The organism is Paenibacillus sp. FSL L8-0333 (assembly GCF_037965665.1).
Lineage (GTDB): Bacteria > Bacillota > Bacilli > Paenibacillales > Paenibacillaceae > Paenibacillus_AQ > Paenibacillus_AQ odorifer.
This window is the reverse complement of record NZ_CP150186.1, coordinates 2,677,819-2,692,802: the sequence shown is the minus strand read 5'-3', so window position 1 is coordinate 2,692,802 and position 14,984 is coordinate 2,677,819. Positions and strand designations below refer to the sequence as shown.

Below are 14,984 nucleotides of genomic sequence, written 5' to 3'. Positions count from 1 at the left end.
AAAGATATTTATTATCTCGCCTGCTTCGTGTATTCAATCAACCAACAATCTCTTAGTTCTCCTTCATGTTGTTCGTGCTGTTCAAGGTATTTCTTCTTCACAAAGCCAATCTTCTCGTATACTCTAAGGGCTCTTTCATTCCAGGTTTGCGGGTCCATGACAATTTTATCCGCCTGTTTTGCTTCGACTAGATAATTGACTGTTTCTTTAATGAGTCGCGAACCAATTCCTTGATTCCATAAATCAGGCTCGCCAATGAACTGGTCCATCCCAAAGATTTGACCTTCGAATCCCACGTAGCCGTACACCTCTAATTCTTCATCATCTATAAGATAGAACTGAAGATAACCTATATCCCGCTCCTTGTATTGCACTATACACCGCGTGACTTCTGCTTGCTCGTCGTAAAAATGCTCCCTCACCAGCTCCAAATCATGCGGGCGATCACGGCCTTCATAGAACTCCAGTACAACGGGATCTGAGAGCCATTTTACAAGTAATGCGGCATCGTTTAACTCAAGTGTTCTCAGTCTGATCTCTTGCTTTTCAAAAATAATCATAACGCGCCATACAGTTCATAAAGAGGTCTGTAGCTTGGATGTTCTTCTATTTCCGTTACGACAACACCTTGCTCGGAGTCAATCACACGGTAGGCTTTAGCTACTTCTCTGGTCGACATCACTTTATATTCCTTATCTTTATAGATGATTGCACAATTGTTATCCACCGCGATTCCCGGCAGACCTCCACCTTTAACCATGCGTGTAAAATCTTCAACCCGAATATCCTCATTATAATGTGGACAATGAATGCCCGGCAGAATCCCCATGGCTGCAAGCTTGATATACTGCCATTCCCCCTGGTCGTCGAACGCTTCAGAGTCACTATGCCCATATTCAAACCAACAGATGGAACCTGCGCTAAGCCCGGCCAATACGGTTCCAGAGGAATAAGCTTCTTTCAAAAGCGTATCTACCCCTGTATTTTTCCAAATCTCCAGCATCTTTCGGGTATTGCCTCCACCAACATAAATCAAATCAGCAGCTGTAATTAAATCTGTAATCTCATCCTGAGTGTAGGTTTGGCTCACAAGCAATAAGTGACTTGTTTCACATCCGAGAATATCGCCATATACTTTGCTAAAAGTATCACAATACCCCGGCGCATCACTACTGGCTGTTGGAATAAATAACGCCTTCGGCTTAGCCTTTTGAGTTAGCTGCACAACTTCACGATCAATTTCCAACGTTTCAAGCTCGATTAACTCTCCCCCGCCAATAACTACGATAGTGCCCATGTTTTCCCCTTCTTTCACTAGGATTACATCCTATTGCTTACTCTTGGCTTACCGATGCTTGCAAAATATTCCTCTGCCAAAATGCTGTAAATCTCCAGATCCACCAGCCCTTTACCTGACCATACATGCGCCTGCCTTAACGTGCCTTCTTTCGTAAAGCCATTTTTCAAAAGCACCCGCTTCGATCGTTCATTAAAGGGCATAACCTCAGCTTGAATTCGATTGACTTCTGCAGTCTCAAATAAATATTTCACCACTAACTGAATGGCCTGAGCTGCAATCCCTTTGCCCCAATAAGGTTCCGCCAAAAAGTAACCGATCGTCACCATATCCACCTTTTGATTAAAATCCATAACTTCGATGATACCTAGCAGTATGTAAGGGTTATTTTTGAGGAAAATCCCCCATTTCACTCTTACCCCTTTGGTAAAATCACGTTCGAAATGACCAATCATATTTTTGACTGTATCTTTATTATGTTTCGGAATAATCCCACAGTACTCAAACACTTGATCATTGCTATATATCCCAAATACCTCATTAAGGTTGCTGACTTCAATCTTTTTCAGTAATAATTGCTCGGATTCCAAAGTAGGGAATTGCTCAAATACGTGACTAAGCTTCAATTTGTTCCCTCCATTACTTTTTGATGGCTTGGATTAAGGTTGCAGTTTGATTTTTTGTTTCCTTTATTATCCTTTCCTTTATTATCCCCGGACACTTCCCCTGTACTGCGCGGTTCTAAGCTCACGAATATAAGGCTCAGCAGCTGGCATATCTGCCTCAACGGCCTGTTGAACGGCTAACTCGATGTCATAAGGCACTCTTACAAATTGCAGATTTAAAGGAGCTGCTGACCCTCCCATGTATTCTCCCTCCATAATCACATAAGATGCCTGGGTTAAATCAAGCGGATTCCCCACACTGCCTACATTAAATAAAGTCTTGCCTTCTAAATGTTGAATAAAAGCATTATGAATATCCCCGTAACCTACGATATCCGCTTGTCGTTTCTCCTGGCAGAGATCAGAATAATCAAACAAAGATAATCGCTTTTCATAATCATCCCATGGTTGAACACGTTCATACAGGCTTCGTGGCGAAGCATGAAATAATCGCACAAATTTACCACTTATCATAAACTCAACCGAAAACGGCAACGTGCTTAAATAATCAAGACGTTCTTGACCTAATAACCCGCGGCACCACCGAGCCATCTCAAAATCAACATCCTGATTCATTAAATCATCCCAGTTCCCCATAACACTGATTTCACAATTCTTTTTTATGATATCAACGGCTAGATCTGAGTTCGGTCCTTTTCCAACAATATCGCCTAAACAAAAGACTCTGCTGATTCCCCGCTGCTGGATGTCATCTAAAACGGCCGTAAGGGCCGGTATATTTCCATGAATGTCTGAGATTATTGCAATTTGCTCCACTGTAGAACCTCCGTATATATTGATCTTTAAAAAAGTTACTTATCCTAATTCTAATTGTACTGCATCAGCGACTGTGGCTCATTTATAGGGCTTTTTTGCTTCTCATTTTGCTACTTTGGATGATTTCAGCCAAATCTGAGGCATTTATACCGTACATTTCACCATTTCAGCTACTTCAGCCCATTTCTAAGGCATTTATACCGTACATTCCACCATTCCAGCCACTTCCGCACATTTCAACGGCATTTATACCGTACATTTCACCATTCCAGCCACTTCAGCCCATTTCAACGGCATTTATACCGTACATTTCACCATTTCATCCACTTCAGCCCATTCAACGGCATTTATACCGTACATTTCATCATTCCAGCTACTTCAGCCCATTTCAAAGGCATTTATACCGTACATTTCACCATTCCAGTTACTTCAGCCCATTTCTACGGCATTTATACCGTACATTCCAACATTCCAGCCACTTCAGCTCATTTCAACGGCATTTATACCGTACATTTCACCATTTCAGCCACTTCAGCCCATTACAAAGGCATTTATATCGTACATTCCACCATTCCAGCTATCTTGTTCTAGTCCCACTTAATCTTTTGTAAACTTTATGGATTGTAAAATATCCTCTATCCTCTTCATGTCTTCTTTATGTACTTCATCCACACTGTAAGGGAACTGCACCATAAATGACATTTCCGGTTCCTCAATAACGTAATAGATAGCTTTCCCTTTACTCCCTTCCTCTTCGAATACTTCAGTTTCATACTTTATGGACTCTAACCCGCCTAAACTAGCTTTACTTTTTGTCAGCTCCGCCCCGTTGTTGTAATTCGTTTGGGCATCCCCGAGCCATTTGTTGACAAGCTCCATATCCTTAGGCTTAAATCCAAAGAGCATTACTCCTGGACCTTTAAGTCCCTCAGCAGGTTTATAATCAGTCGTAGAGACTATCAACCATAATGGCGCTCCATACTTCTCAGTTACAACCCAATGATCCGGATAGTTAAAGGTGATTCCAAAATTCGCATCCTCGTATTTAGTGGTATCCCTTGATTCATTACATCCGGTAATCATTACTATAATTAGTAGTATAGGCAGTAATTTCTTTAACATTCTTTAGCTCTCCCTCAATGTATGTATGTATATTATCTTTAATCCGGCTTCTAAATACAGATTCTATATTCCCTCTTACTTCCCTTCTTTGACCATAAACCTAATTAAGCAAAAAAAGACCAGAATCACGTTTTCACATGTTTTGGCCTTTCTTCTAAGCTATGATATGGAGGAATTATAGTTCTGGCATTTCATTCACAATCTGTTCCAATGTAACCTCCTGGAGAACATTCTCCATTGCTTTTTGGGCGAGTGAGAACACAGGTACAATTGCACTGGCTATATTCTTGCCAACAGGACAATCGGGATTAGGATGCTCATGGACAGAAAACAACGAGTCCTCTTCCACCGCATTAACTGCTTTATAAATCTGCAGCAGCGTAATCTCGGATGCGCTACGTGTAAGCGAAGCACCTGCGACTCCGGGGCGGGCATTTACTAATCCTGCTTTTTGCAGCATACTCGTAAGCCGACGGATAACTACAGGGTTTGTGTTTACGCTACCAGCTATCCACTCCGACGTGCTTTTGCCTTCTTTATTGCTGTCAATCAACGTTAATATATGAATGGCTACCGCAAATCGGGTGCTAATATTCATAGAAATCTCTCCTTCTGCCTTGCTACAAAACATCATTCAGATGCAACTATAATAGTTACATTCCATGCATTTGTCAAACTTTTGAGGATATGAACAACTTAAAATCTATCAATATTCTCCATATAGATTAGGATGGTATATTTTCATGAAAAAAGATCGCTGGGCAATATTTTTAATAATAACAGTTGTCTTTGAATTTATTAATATAACTTACAGTTTAATATTCGAACAATCCATAGAATGGTTTTCTTTGATTATATTAATTCTCTTTGTTTCTTTAATTGTTAATTCTAATATAAGTAAAAACAAAAAAATGATTAAATACAACTGCCAAATGGCACTCGTATCCTAAGTATCTTTTCCTATGTTATCGAATTCCTTTAGAATCTCAGCCACCTGGGCAGCATATTTTTTACTCAGACGCGATTTGCCAAGATTACTCTTCACAATCTTAATGATTCGGGCATCTCGGCTCTTTGCAAATCTCTCCAGCATAACAAAGCCTTCTTCAGGCTCATTCGCCACAAATACACTCAAGCTGTATTCAAGTCCCTTAGATAATACACGAAAATGCTCAGTATCCTCATGTTGCACTCCCCTACCATCTATACTCTCCATGATTCGGGCAGCCAACTGAAGACAATATAGCGTATTTTCTTTCTTTTTTAAAAGAGGAGGATGCGCTAATGCCGCTACAAAAGCCCGTTGTTCAAGCCTGTTCGCACCTTTCTCCCACATGTCAATCAGCTGCCTGAGCAGGGTGAAATCATCCTCCCCTATACTTTGCAGCGCCATAGCAGACGCTTCACGCACCCTCCATCGCGAGTCATTCATAGCTGTCTTAATGCTGTTTTGAATCACTACTTGCTGCTCTTCTCCACCGTAACTGTAATAAGCACCGAACGCCCTAATCGCACAAAACGGCAGAAACTCACGGGGATCATTCACCCCAGCTTCAGCTTCAGTAATATTAGTCCAAGAGACGAGCAGCTCCCAGCCTGTATCTGTTAGATTAGGATGCGCGAATTGTTTGGCGAAATGGTCTGAGAGCTCCAAATTCACTCGTGGTCCTGGGAGTTTACTCTCCTGCATCATCAAATCATTAAGCTGTACCCACAGCTCCTTATCGTTTACCCATTGCTGAAACGGCACTTCAATCATCTTTTGCTCAGCCATCTCTGGTCCCTCCGATAGTTATCTTCAGATTCGAACGATTCCTTGCATCGCGTATGCGAGTTTCCTGTTCCATCAATATTTGATCAAATCTCCAGCATTAATCACTCATGGACATTTTACATCACATCAATGGCTTATGCATATAACCGATGAGGGAATATTAACACCATGGCAGAAAACTTCAAATCTAGATAAAGCGAAAACGTGCAAGACAAAAAGCAACTTATCTGTAGATAAGCCGCTTCTCTGTAACAAGTTCAATATCACCTAGGCTTAGATCGTTAAAAAGCATCCAATAGTTGCATGCAATCCTGGTGAAATTGGCATTGGTTTACCACTGAAACCTCCCCGGGAAATAAGGGGTTTTGCGCACATACGGCTAATTTATATTTCTCATCAATATGATACTGCTTAAAGTGATACAATCCGATTGCGTCATGGTTCTCCAATTGAATTCCGTTGTTTAAACGAAACGAAAACGAGTTCAATGGAAGAGATAATCCCTTCCCTATCGCTTTGATATAGCTTTCTTTAAGTGTCCAAAGGTCAAAGAACAGACTCATCCGGCCCATCTCTTCACATTCCGTCAATTGGACATATTCATCTTGCGAAAAAAAACGCTTAGCAATATTAAGATCGGCTTGCTGAATCTGCTCAATGTCAATACCGATCGGCAATTCATCCAATGCGCAAACCACCCATTCTCCTGAATGCGAAATGTTAAACTCTACAGTCCCCCCCCTTTTTTTTAGGGAGGGTTTTCCGTAGACATTTGTAACAAACTCGATATCGCGGTTGTTCACTTTTAACCGTTTATTTAAGCTTACACGAACCAGCAATTCAGCAATAAGAGAATGCTGCAACGCTTCCACTCTTTTAAAGCGTTTAAGCCGCTCTCTCTTTTGTTGGGGGATGCGCCACATTAATGTTTCTAACGCAGGTTCAGATATTAGCTCAGCCACCTTCACCCCGAAGATCTCCATCGCTCATCGCTACTCCTTCAGCTCATAAGTACTTGCGAATCCTATTCATGAAAGGACAACACGTCATTCTCTATAAAAGCAGCTTTCTCTACAATTTTCCGCTTATAATTCCTTACTTTTGCATCATCTTTCTCTCCTTGAAGTGCAAAAAAACTATCCCGTGTTTCATCAGAAATTCCCCAGAATTTTTGCATCACCAAGGAAGTATGCATGTAGCTTTCTTCACCATCTTTATAAATTCCAAAATCAAAAAGCTGTTCCTTCACCTGTTCATATAGCTGTGTGCCAACATAAGGAACATTGATATTTATCACATAATTATCAGCCTTTAAGGCTTTAAAAAAAGGTAACATCTCTATATAATCTTGGTCATTGAATCCAGGGCATCCCAGCAAAATATAGGCTGTCCGTTTGATTCCCGCCTCCGCTGCCATGCGGAAAGCTTCCTCGACTTCCGTCAATCTAATTCCTTTATTCACCACTTGCAGCATCCTTTGGTTGGCCATTTCCACACCAAATTTCAAATGCACGCACCCCGACTGCTTCATCTTATCAAGGATATTCTGTCTCACACAAATGTCCACGCGCGCCTCTGCCCACCAGTGAAACTCAGGGTACTCCTCTTTTAGTTCAATCAGCAATCTAAGCATTTCTGAAGTGCGTTTGCCTAAGCCCGGCAGAAAGATCATATCTGAGAAATAAAATCCAAATACATGCATACGTTCAATGCGGTAGCGGATTTCGCTAACAAAACGTTCGGGAGACATAAAGGAGACATTGCAGCCGCGCAGCGAGGGCTGATAACAGAATGTACAGCGTTTGGGGCACCCGCGCATAGACATAATGTAGTCCCAGTCTTCCGGCTTATTTTTCTGCGCTAAATATGAATCTGTCAGTATCGGAAGATCGTTTAATTGCTGGGCCCATTTAACAGGCAGCATTCCCCTTGCATTCCCCTCTACTACAGAAACCGCAAGATCCTCGCCTTCTCCAACAATGATCGTATCCAAATCAGCCGTGTCCTTCAGCTTGGCATGTTTAAGCAAATGTCCATAACCAATACAGGTAACCTTATCTCCCCATCTCTTCTTTATCTCTTTTGCAAGGTATGCACAGGACTGAGTACTTCCAAGTTCGACAGTAGGCATCAGAACATCGCCAACACCAATAAACACATAATCAGGCTGAAAGCGCTCTAGCTCATTTATGACCATATCAAAGCTTTCATGCCCCCGAGTACAACGTTCCTGCATAAGCCAGCTGTTCATAGTCATACTGTACCGCTCTGTATAATCATGATCATCTGGAGCATTATCGCCATTAATTAACGTGACTGCATGACCCCTACGATGCAATATCTCCGCTATGTAATGCATAGCAGGACTGATCCTATTGTTTTTCGACTCAATAAGCCGGTAAAACGGGGGAATAACACAGGCTACTCTTTTACTCTGACGATCTGCCATTGATTTCGGCCTCCATTGTTAAATTTTAGTGAAACTGAGGTCTGAATCTGAGACGATGGAAGAACCGACTTTGGCAGCGGAACCGGGAAGTGTTCCAAATCTGGCACCCAAAAAACTGGCAGAGAATTGGGGCATCCAGCCATGCACATTAAAGCAGCCATTTCGGTCAAAACCGGCAATTAACATTCCCGAACGGTCGTATCTCCCTCTTGGAAGCCAAATCCAGTATTCCGAATCCGGGGTATTACCTGTCAAGAATCTCACTCTAGCCACGAAAAGAAGATACCTTTCCAAACTAAAGTTAAGATCCCCGCTGTCTTCCACTAAGTGTGCAACCTCTAGCCCTGTGTGTTTCATTAATGAAGGCGACAGCGCAGCCGCTGTTCGAATCCAGCAATCTTCCTGCTCCGTTGCGGCTGTCACAAGTGGATCTTTTAAGGCCCAGCTTGAAATTCTTGTAAGCTCACCAATCTGTTCCCGTGTAATTCCCTTGGGAAAGCACAAAATAATTTCTCCATTTTCTCTCGATGAACGAATCTCTTCGCTTGTAAAAGGACAAGGCGATAGTTCGAATTTTCTGCCAATGATCTGATCTACCCCCATCCCACGATACCAGGATTCAAGCTCCAGACGCAGCATTTCGGGATCATCCGGTGAATGCTCAAGGTTTGCGGTAAACCGTTTGAGATCCGTCCGCTGAAGCACATTTGCGTTTAGCATATTATCTATAAGCTTTAACATTTGGTTCTTAGAGTTCTCCATTTCAATAAACCTCCTATACTTCTAAATCTTGTAGTATTCATTAATTTTTCTGCCTGCTGCAGTTAGCCAGCGATTGGACCGCAATGATGATATGTCTAATGTTTGTGCCGAATTCCCGGCTATTTCTTCACTGATTAGGAGTCCGGCGGCCGGGCTGTGCATAAAACCATGTCCGCTGAATCCTGACGCATGGTAAAACCCTTGGATTTTGTTATCAGCGCCCAGCACCGGATGGGAGTCCGGCGTGTCATCATAATACCCTCCCCAGCAGGATTTGATGGTTGCTTCCTGGAGACGAGGCAGCCGACGAAGAGCAGCTTCCAGATGTTTATATTCCCATTCCGGGTCTGAGTAGCTATAATCCGGATCTTCGCATCCCCCTGCAACAAAGGGCTTATTTAAGCCCGTTAACAGACCGCCTGTCTCCTTATGTAAGCCCAGCCCTTCCCCGGGGAACACAATAACGGGAAAATCGGCGGGCAGCCATGGGAGCACATCTGTAACCAACAACTGCTGATGGCAGGGGATTACCGGCAACTCAATTCCGGCTTTAGCAGCCACAAATTTGGACCAGGGGCCCGTAGCATTTACAACAACTCGCGAAGTTATCGCTCCTTCTGACGTTACCACTTGCTGTATCGCGGAACCGTCAGTAATAAAGTCCGTTACAGCGACTCCAGGATAATATTTGACACCCAGATCTCTGGAGAGCCGAATATACGTGCTTGTAATCTTATTGGGGTCGATCAATCCATCCTGCTTATTGTAAGTTGCACCGGTTACATCCTCTAGAACCAGCATCGGCAGCTTCTTTTGAATCTGCTTAGGCTCCATCCATTCCGTTTGCACACCCAACCTTTGCTGCAAAAGCATCGCATCATAAAACTCAGAAAGATTATCTTGTGCCGTGAAAATAAACATATATCCGCACTGGTCCATTTCATCCTGAACAAGGTTATACGAATCAAGCTGCTCCAGCAATCGAAAACTTAACTTGGACAATTCAATATTTATCTCCGTTGTAAACTGACTTCGCATCCCGCCTGCGCAGATAGATGTGGTTGCTCCGCCTAAACTTTCGCTTTTCTCAAGCACTACCACATCAGTTATTCCTTTTTTGGCTAAATAGTAGGCTGTACACGCCCCGACTGCCCCAGATCCAATAATAACAACTTCACATTTATCGGGTATCACCGAGAATTCTCCTTTTCTTCTATTTTGCTGGTTACAGTACTAAACTCTTTCAAAAGCGCTGACAGAAGCGCGCGCTCTTGCACATCGATACTCTCCACTGTGCGTGCAGCGATCCGCAACAGGTTAAGGTCAGGCTCAAGATGATATTTCACCAAAATGTTTCTGAGAATAAGAGTGGTTTCGTATATATCCTCATAGCCTTTCATAATGAAATCAGAAAGGTTATATCCACATTGAGATAAATATCCAAGCCTGTTAACCATGCATTTTTTGTGCTCCCAGAGTAAATGAAACGGACGAACACAATAGAAAATTTCGTTACGCGCCAACCTATCTAAATAGTCTAGCAGCGCTCCATACACCTTCATTCCCCAACACGAACCTCCATCTGTTCCCGGGCAGGTTACCATGGTTTCTGGCTGGCGTGAATAGTAATAATCCGCTAGGCTTGCGATCAGTGTAGTTGGCTCAAAATGAATCTTATCAGCTTCATTTAGCCGGACAGAGCGAATCGAACGCCGTTCGAATGCATGAGCGCGCAGCGATGATATGATCTGATCGGCGGGAAGCTCATGAAACTCGAAGATTTTATCGTAATCCGAGCCAGCAATACTAAATGTATGACTAAGATCATCATAGCCGTAAATCATAAAATTCCTTTCGAAATGAACCTTATTAAAATAGTGCTTACCTTCTATATAAAATTCATCCAAGCTTACTTCGACATACTCCTTCTCAGCCAGACAATCCAAGATCTGTTTTACAGCAACACGTTCAGGACCAAGCCTGATCTCTTTCAAATTCAGATAGGGGAAATGCCCCAAAGATTGCTCGGGTGACAGAAATTCAAGATCCATCACATCCATATTCGCTCCAAGATATAAATGAATATAATGGTTATGCAGCCAATCCATCTTTCTAGAGCAGACTTCCACTACACTGAGCAGATGAGAGCTGTTCATGCTGCTGTTCACCATAGGGTACTTGATCGGCAGGTTAGGCATCTGTGGCACATCCTTCACCATTTTTACTCCAGAGATATGCCGTTAAATCTCCAACCGTAGGAAAATGTCCTGCTACCAAAAGGTAAGGATCAAAGTCCAATTGCAACGCCCGCTCAACTTCAACAATAAATTTGATGTAAGTAAGCGAATCCATTTCCAGATCTGTGAACACACTTTCGGGCTCCAAGGAAATATCACACTTTACAAATAGGCGCAGCAATACCTCCACCCGCTGTTGTATTTGGTCCATCATATCCTCCCTGTCCATCATTTATCTCTGGCCTAATGTTCCTTCGCCTACTTGCAAAATTTCTTCCAATGACATTCCTAATTGAGATAACACTGATTTCGTCAGCTGTCCCTGGGCTGCAGCAGAGGACGGTTCAGCAAGCATGTCCGCCATTCTTGCAATCGTAAATTCGCCTAGGTACAACTCCATAATAGTTATGTTTGTATTGAATCTTTTGTTGACAATACTAACTAGCTTTAGAGCTAATAACGAATGGCCGCCCAGATCAAAAAAATTCTCGGCAATGCCGATCGCACGACCCTCCAAACTCAACAACTCTTGCCAGATAGATTCTATCTCTGCCTGAAACTCATTTTTAGGAAGTAGAGCGCTGCTCGCTTCTTTAAATCTAACATCAGGCAGCGGAAGCGCCTGGCGATCAACCTTACCATTTCGATTTAACGGAAATCTCTCAAGTCTCATAAAGATGCCAGGAATCATATAGGCCGGCAAATAAGCTCTCGCATAGTTTCGCAGCTCCGCAGCGGCAATCTCTTCATCGCTCACATAATAGGCAATCATAAGCTGCCCCCCGTTATTCTGCTTGAGCGGATGGACAAGAGTCTCTTTGATCCGGTTGTAACGGCGAAATACGGCCTCGATTTCACCCAGCTCTATCCGCGCACCGTTGAGCTTGATTTGTTGATCTGTTCTTCCCCCATAAATAATCGTGCCGTCTTCGAGGAATTTGCCCATGTCTCCTGTGCGGTACAGACGTTCAGCAGCAGGATGTCTGGAGTAAGGATTGGGTACAAAACTGCGGTTGGTCAGCTCTTCATTTCCGATGTATCCTAGGCCCACTCCTATTCCACCAATGCATATTTCTCCGTAAACCCCAACGGGAACCGGCAGAAGATATTTATCCAGAATGTAAATTCGGAGATTGGAAATCGGTTTGCCGATCGGAACACTTGAATGGCCTCGGCTCTCCGCACAGTCCCAGCAGGTTACATCAATGGCCGCCTCAGCGGGCCCGTACAAGTTGAACAAATGCGCAGCGGATTTTGAGAAAAAAGAATCACGTAATGTGGTACTCAGCTCTTCTCCACTGCAAATGACATTTTTAAGTGAAATGCAGCTTTCTATTGGAAAGGAGTCCATAAACTGCTGCAGTAACGCCGGAACAAAATGAATCGTCGTAATATGCCTCTCGACAATCACATTCCCAATATATTCAGGATCATGCGGTTTATCCGGTCGGGCTAATACCAATTCCGCTCCATGCAGTAATGGCCACAGCAGCTCCCATACTGCCACATCAAAAGTGAGCGGTGTCTTCTGCAGCACTTTATCGGTCTCATCCAAACCAAACTGCTGCTGCATCCAAAGAAGCCGGTTGTATAATCCCTCATAGCTGTTCATCGCGCCCTTCGGGGTTCCGGTTGAACCGGAAGTATAGATAACATAGGCTAAATCGCTGGGTTCGACCGGCTCATTGTGCACAATTTCACACCTTAAGTCAGCTGAATAAGAGCTAATCCCGACGAGGACCACCTTATGCATCGGTTTAAACAGAGCCGCAGATTGTTCCTGGGTGATGATCAGTGCACACGACGACTCACAAATCATATGGGCCAGACGTTTGGAGGGTAGCTGTGGATCAAGCGGCATAAATGCCCCGCCGCATTTAATTACCGCCAGAATTGAGGTGACTAGCTCAACAGATCTCTCCAAGCCCAACCCAACAAGGCTGCCACGCCCGATCCCCAATTGTATCAGCCTCGAAGCAAGCATATCTGAGGCCAGATCAAGCTCCTCATAACTCATGTTGTCTTCTTCGCTCAAAAATACAGCCCGCAGATGACTATGCTTCGCAGCTTGTTTTTTGATCTGGCTTATGAACCTTCGGCTGTCCAGACAGCCGAAATCCGTACAAGTATCATTCCATTCGTAGATCACTTTATTGATTTCTTCCGCGGTCAAAAACATGTGGCTGCTAACCGTAGCCTCCGGTCGCTGCAGCAGCTGCTGGAGAATGTTAATGTAGTGGTAATGGAATTGCCTCAATGAGGCCGCGTACCATTTATCATTGTTGTATTCGTAAAATAATTGCACTCCGCTTCCGGTATCATTAAGCCCAATCGTCAGGTCAAAGGCCGAAGAGCTTTTATCTGCCTTTAACGCTTCAACAGTTAGGTTGGATAACTCCAAATCCGTTTTGCCGCTCTGCACATAAGTAAACATCGTTTGAAACAGCGGATTTTCCCCTGGCCTGCGATCTGGATGCATAATACTGACCAGCTTGTCGAAAGAGACTTGTTGATAGGCAATGCCCTCATTAATTGTTTCTTTCTCTTTATTCAATACTTCAAAGAAGCTGTCTTCAGTCTGCACATTGGTGGTGAGTGGCAAAGTATTGGCAAAAAAACCGATAAGATTCCTTACTTCAATGCGGTTACGGTTAGCCATGGTTGAGCCGATAATCAGGTTAGACTGGCCGGTATATCTAAACATCAGGACCCGGTAGGCTGCGAGCATAACGTTATAGACCGTGAATTCGGGGTGACGTTTTATAAAATCCAGCATTTCATTATAGGCATCCTGCGGCAACTCTCCCCCATAATTGCACTCCGAATCGGTTGGCCCAGCAGCTTCAGGCATTGCCGCAAGGTTTAAATCAAGCCGTGTATCTGCCGAAGCTAACTTGTTGCTCCAATAATCCATTAGTGTTGGATTGCCGGCATTTGCAATATATTTTTGTTCCCAGACCGCATAAGCAGAATACTGTACCGGCAATTCAGGCAAGCGTGCCACCCTGCCTTCTTCCAAAGCGTTGTAGATCTCCCTGAATTCATTTGTAAAAATATCCAGAGACAACGCATCTGAAATGCTGTGATGGAAACGAAATATCAGTAAATGCTCGGTTGGGCTCATCTGCACCAGTACCGTCTCAAATAAAGAGCCTCCATTTAATTCGAACGGTTTATTAATCTCCATTGCCAACCAATCCAACGCCTGTTTCTCCATCTCTGACTCAAGACAATCCAACCGCTCAATCCTGACCGCTGCGGGCTGTGGAACCGTCTTTTGGTAAGGCTCCCCGTCTTTTTCGTAAAATACAGTGTCTAAAATTCGATGCCTTTCCTTCAATATACCCAGACATTCAGTCAAGTGTTTATAATTCAGACAACCCTTCAAGCGGTATTGTATCGTCATATTGTAAGCGGAGCTGGCAGGGTTCAATTGATGCAAAAACCATAATCTGCGCTGAGCGCCGCTCAGCGGAATATCGGTTAAATCGGAATCAGCACGGATAGGAGGGAGACTTCTATGCATTCGCTCGGCCTGCAGCAGCGCTTCCCAATTTGATAAACCTCGAGTCATACTTCATCCTCCCGATTCTTGGAATTAAAAATCATGCATCAGGAAATTGCCTTATCATTGAGCAACACTTTAAGACAGTTAATAATCGTCAAGGGAGACTCAAAGGTCTCTGGAGTGAGACAGTTGTCTGGAATCTGAACCCGGAAGACCTCCTCCAAATCGTACAGAAGATATAAAGCCCGGAACGAATTAACTCCCCATTCGGTTAAAGTTCTGTTCAAATCAGCAGCCTGCAGCGTCTCTTTCTGCTCTACTGAGGGTAAGGCTCCATTTTTGCGGATTAGTTCCATCACTGTCGCTTGGATATATTCCTCATCTCTGTTCATA

15 protein-coding genes and 1 pseudogene are annotated in these 14,984 nt (G+C 43.5%); 1 reads left to right on the top strand and 15 read right to left on the bottom strand.

Annotated elements, in window-relative coordinates; all coding sequences use genetic code 11:
* Window positions 1-11: 11 nt before the first annotated feature.
* From NYE72_RS11785 to NYE72_RS11760, 6 genes are all read right to left on the bottom strand, one after another.
* Window positions 12-560, bottom strand: a complete 549-nt coding sequence (locus NYE72_RS11785; protein WP_339211812.1) for a GNAT family N-acetyltransferase — start codon at window positions 558-560, stop codon at window positions 12-14.
* Window positions 557-1,315 carry a peptidase E gene (locus tag NYE72_RS11780; RefSeq protein ID WP_339211811.1) on the bottom strand — a complete coding sequence of 253 codons (759 nt, stop codon included), beginning with the start codon at window positions 1,313-1,315 and terminating at the stop codon, window positions 557-559. The genes NYE72_RS11785 and NYE72_RS11780 overlap by 4 nt, the downstream gene beginning before the upstream one ends.
* 5 nt (window positions 1,316-1,320) lie before the next feature.
* Window positions 1,321-1,923: a GNAT family protein gene (locus NYE72_RS11775; protein ID WP_051491425.1), complete on the bottom strand. Its 603-nt coding sequence runs from the start codon at window positions 1,921-1,923 to the stop codon at window positions 1,321-1,323.
* 81 nt (window positions 1,924-2,004) lie between these two features.
* Entirely contained in the window at window positions 2,005-2,739 is a 735-nt protein-coding gene (locus NYE72_RS11770; protein ID WP_076100673.1) for a metallophosphoesterase family protein, read from the bottom strand.
* A 597-nt stretch (window positions 2,740-3,336) separates the two neighbouring features.
* Window positions 3,337-3,861, bottom strand: coding sequence for a hypothetical protein (locus NYE72_RS11765; protein ID WP_076272864.1), 525 nt, complete (start codon window positions 3,859-3,861; stop codon window positions 3,337-3,339).
* Between the two features lie 175 nt (window positions 3,862-4,036).
* Window positions 4,037-4,459: an Rrf2 family transcriptional regulator gene (locus NYE72_RS11760; protein WP_076100677.1), complete on the bottom strand. Its 423-nt coding sequence runs from the start codon at window positions 4,457-4,459 to the stop codon at window positions 4,037-4,039.
* A gap of 145 nt (window positions 4,460-4,604) precedes the next feature.
* Between NYE72_RS11760 and NYE72_RS11755 the strand changes: the two genes are divergently transcribed.
* Complete coding sequence (locus tag NYE72_RS11755; RefSeq protein ID WP_076147195.1) at window positions 4,605-4,811, top strand: hypothetical protein; 207 nt, start codon at window positions 4,605-4,607, stop codon at window positions 4,809-4,811.
* Here NYE72_RS11755 and NYE72_RS11750 read toward each other — a convergent pair.
* The 9 genes and pseudogenes from NYE72_RS11750 to NYE72_RS11710 form a co-directional block, all read right to left on the bottom strand.
* Window positions 4,808-5,635, bottom strand: coding sequence for a hypothetical protein (locus NYE72_RS11750; protein WP_339211810.1), 828 nt, complete (start codon window positions 5,633-5,635; stop codon window positions 4,808-4,810). The genes NYE72_RS11755 and NYE72_RS11750 overlap by 4 nt on opposite strands.
* 377 nt (window positions 5,636-6,012) lie before the next feature.
* Window positions 6,013-6,603 (bottom strand): annotated as a pseudogene (locus tag NYE72_RS11745) (4'-phosphopantetheinyl transferase superfamily protein); the annotation flags it as partial.
* A 56-nt stretch (window positions 6,604-6,659) separates the two neighbouring features.
* Window positions 6,660-8,084 carry a radical SAM protein gene (locus NYE72_RS11740; RefSeq protein WP_076105502.1) on the bottom strand — a complete coding sequence of 475 codons (1,425 nt, stop codon included), beginning with the start codon at window positions 8,082-8,084 and terminating at the stop codon, window positions 6,660-6,662.
* A gap of 18 nt (window positions 8,085-8,102) precedes the next feature.
* Window positions 8,103-8,846, bottom strand: a complete 744-nt coding sequence (locus NYE72_RS11735) for a hypothetical protein (protein WP_076225143.1) — start codon at window positions 8,844-8,846, stop codon at window positions 8,103-8,105.
* Between the two features lie 21 nt (window positions 8,847-8,867).
* On the bottom strand, window positions 8,868-10,040 hold the full coding sequence (locus NYE72_RS11730; protein WP_076100684.1) for an FAD-binding oxidoreductase: 1,173 nt from the start codon (window positions 10,038-10,040) through the stop codon (window positions 8,868-8,870).
* A complete protein-coding gene (locus NYE72_RS11725; protein WP_076272862.1) occupies window positions 10,037-11,044 on the bottom strand; it encodes a hypothetical protein in 1,008 nt (335 codons plus the stop codon). The genes NYE72_RS11730 and NYE72_RS11725 overlap by 4 nt, the downstream gene beginning before the upstream one ends.
* Window positions 11,037-11,297 (bottom strand): acyl carrier protein, encoded by a 261-nt coding sequence (locus NYE72_RS11720; protein ID WP_162164283.1) that lies wholly within the window; start codon window positions 11,295-11,297, stop codon window positions 11,037-11,039. The genes NYE72_RS11725 and NYE72_RS11720 overlap by 8 nt, the downstream gene beginning before the upstream one ends.
* A gap of 18 nt (window positions 11,298-11,315) precedes the next feature.
* Entirely contained in the window at window positions 11,316-14,657 is a 3,342-nt protein-coding gene (locus NYE72_RS11715; RefSeq protein WP_339211809.1) for an amino acid adenylation domain-containing protein, read from the bottom strand.
* Window positions 14,658-14,695: 38 nt separating this feature from the next.
* Complete coding sequence (locus tag NYE72_RS11710; RefSeq protein ID WP_036685933.1) at window positions 14,696-14,983, bottom strand: hypothetical protein; 288 nt, start codon at window positions 14,981-14,983, stop codon at window positions 14,696-14,698.
* Between the last annotated feature and the right edge of the window lies 1 nt (window position 14,984).

What these genes read in the sequence shown, in the direction of transcription:
- NYE72_RS11740 (WP_076105502.1), bottom strand. Translation starts at nt 8,084, where the DNA reads ATGGCAGATCGTCAGAGTAAAAGAGTAGCCTGTGTTATTCCCCCGTTT.
- NYE72_RS11765 (WP_076272864.1), bottom strand. Translation starts at nt 3,861, where the DNA reads ATGTTAAAGAAATTACTGCCTATACTACTAATTATAGTAATGATTACC.
- NYE72_RS11715 (WP_339211809.1), bottom strand. Translation starts at nt 14,657, where the DNA reads ATGACTCGAGGTTTATCAAATTGGGAAGCGCTGCTGCAGGCCGAGCGA.
- NYE72_RS11710 (WP_036685933.1), bottom strand. Translation starts at nt 14,983, where the DNA reads ATGAACAGAGATGAGGAATATATCCAAGCGACAGTGATGGAACTAATC.
- NYE72_RS11785 (WP_339211812.1), bottom strand. Translation starts at nt 560, where the DNA reads ATGATTATTTTTGAAAAGCAAGAGATCAGACTGAGAACACTTGAGTTA.
- NYE72_RS11725 (WP_076272862.1), bottom strand. Translation starts at nt 11,044, where the DNA reads ATGCCTAACCTGCCGATCAAGTACCCTATGGTGAACAGCAGCATGAAC.
- NYE72_RS11760 (WP_076100677.1), bottom strand. Translation starts at nt 4,459, where the DNA reads ATGAATATTAGCACCCGATTTGCGGTAGCCATTCATATATTAACGTTG.
- NYE72_RS11750 (WP_339211810.1), bottom strand. Translation starts at nt 5,635, where the DNA reads ATGGCTGAGCAAAAGATGATTGAAGTGCCGTTTCAGCAATGGGTAAAC.
- NYE72_RS11735 (WP_076225143.1), bottom strand. Translation starts at nt 8,846, where the DNA reads ATGGAGAACTCTAAGAACCAAATGTTAAAGCTTATAGATAATATGCTA.
- NYE72_RS11755 (WP_076147195.1), top strand. Translation starts at nt 4,605, where the DNA reads ATGAAAAAAGATCGCTGGGCAATATTTTTAATAATAACAGTTGTCTTT.
- NYE72_RS11720 (WP_162164283.1), bottom strand. Translation starts at nt 11,297, where the DNA reads ATGATGGACCAAATACAACAGCGGGTGGAGGTATTGCTGCGCCTATTT.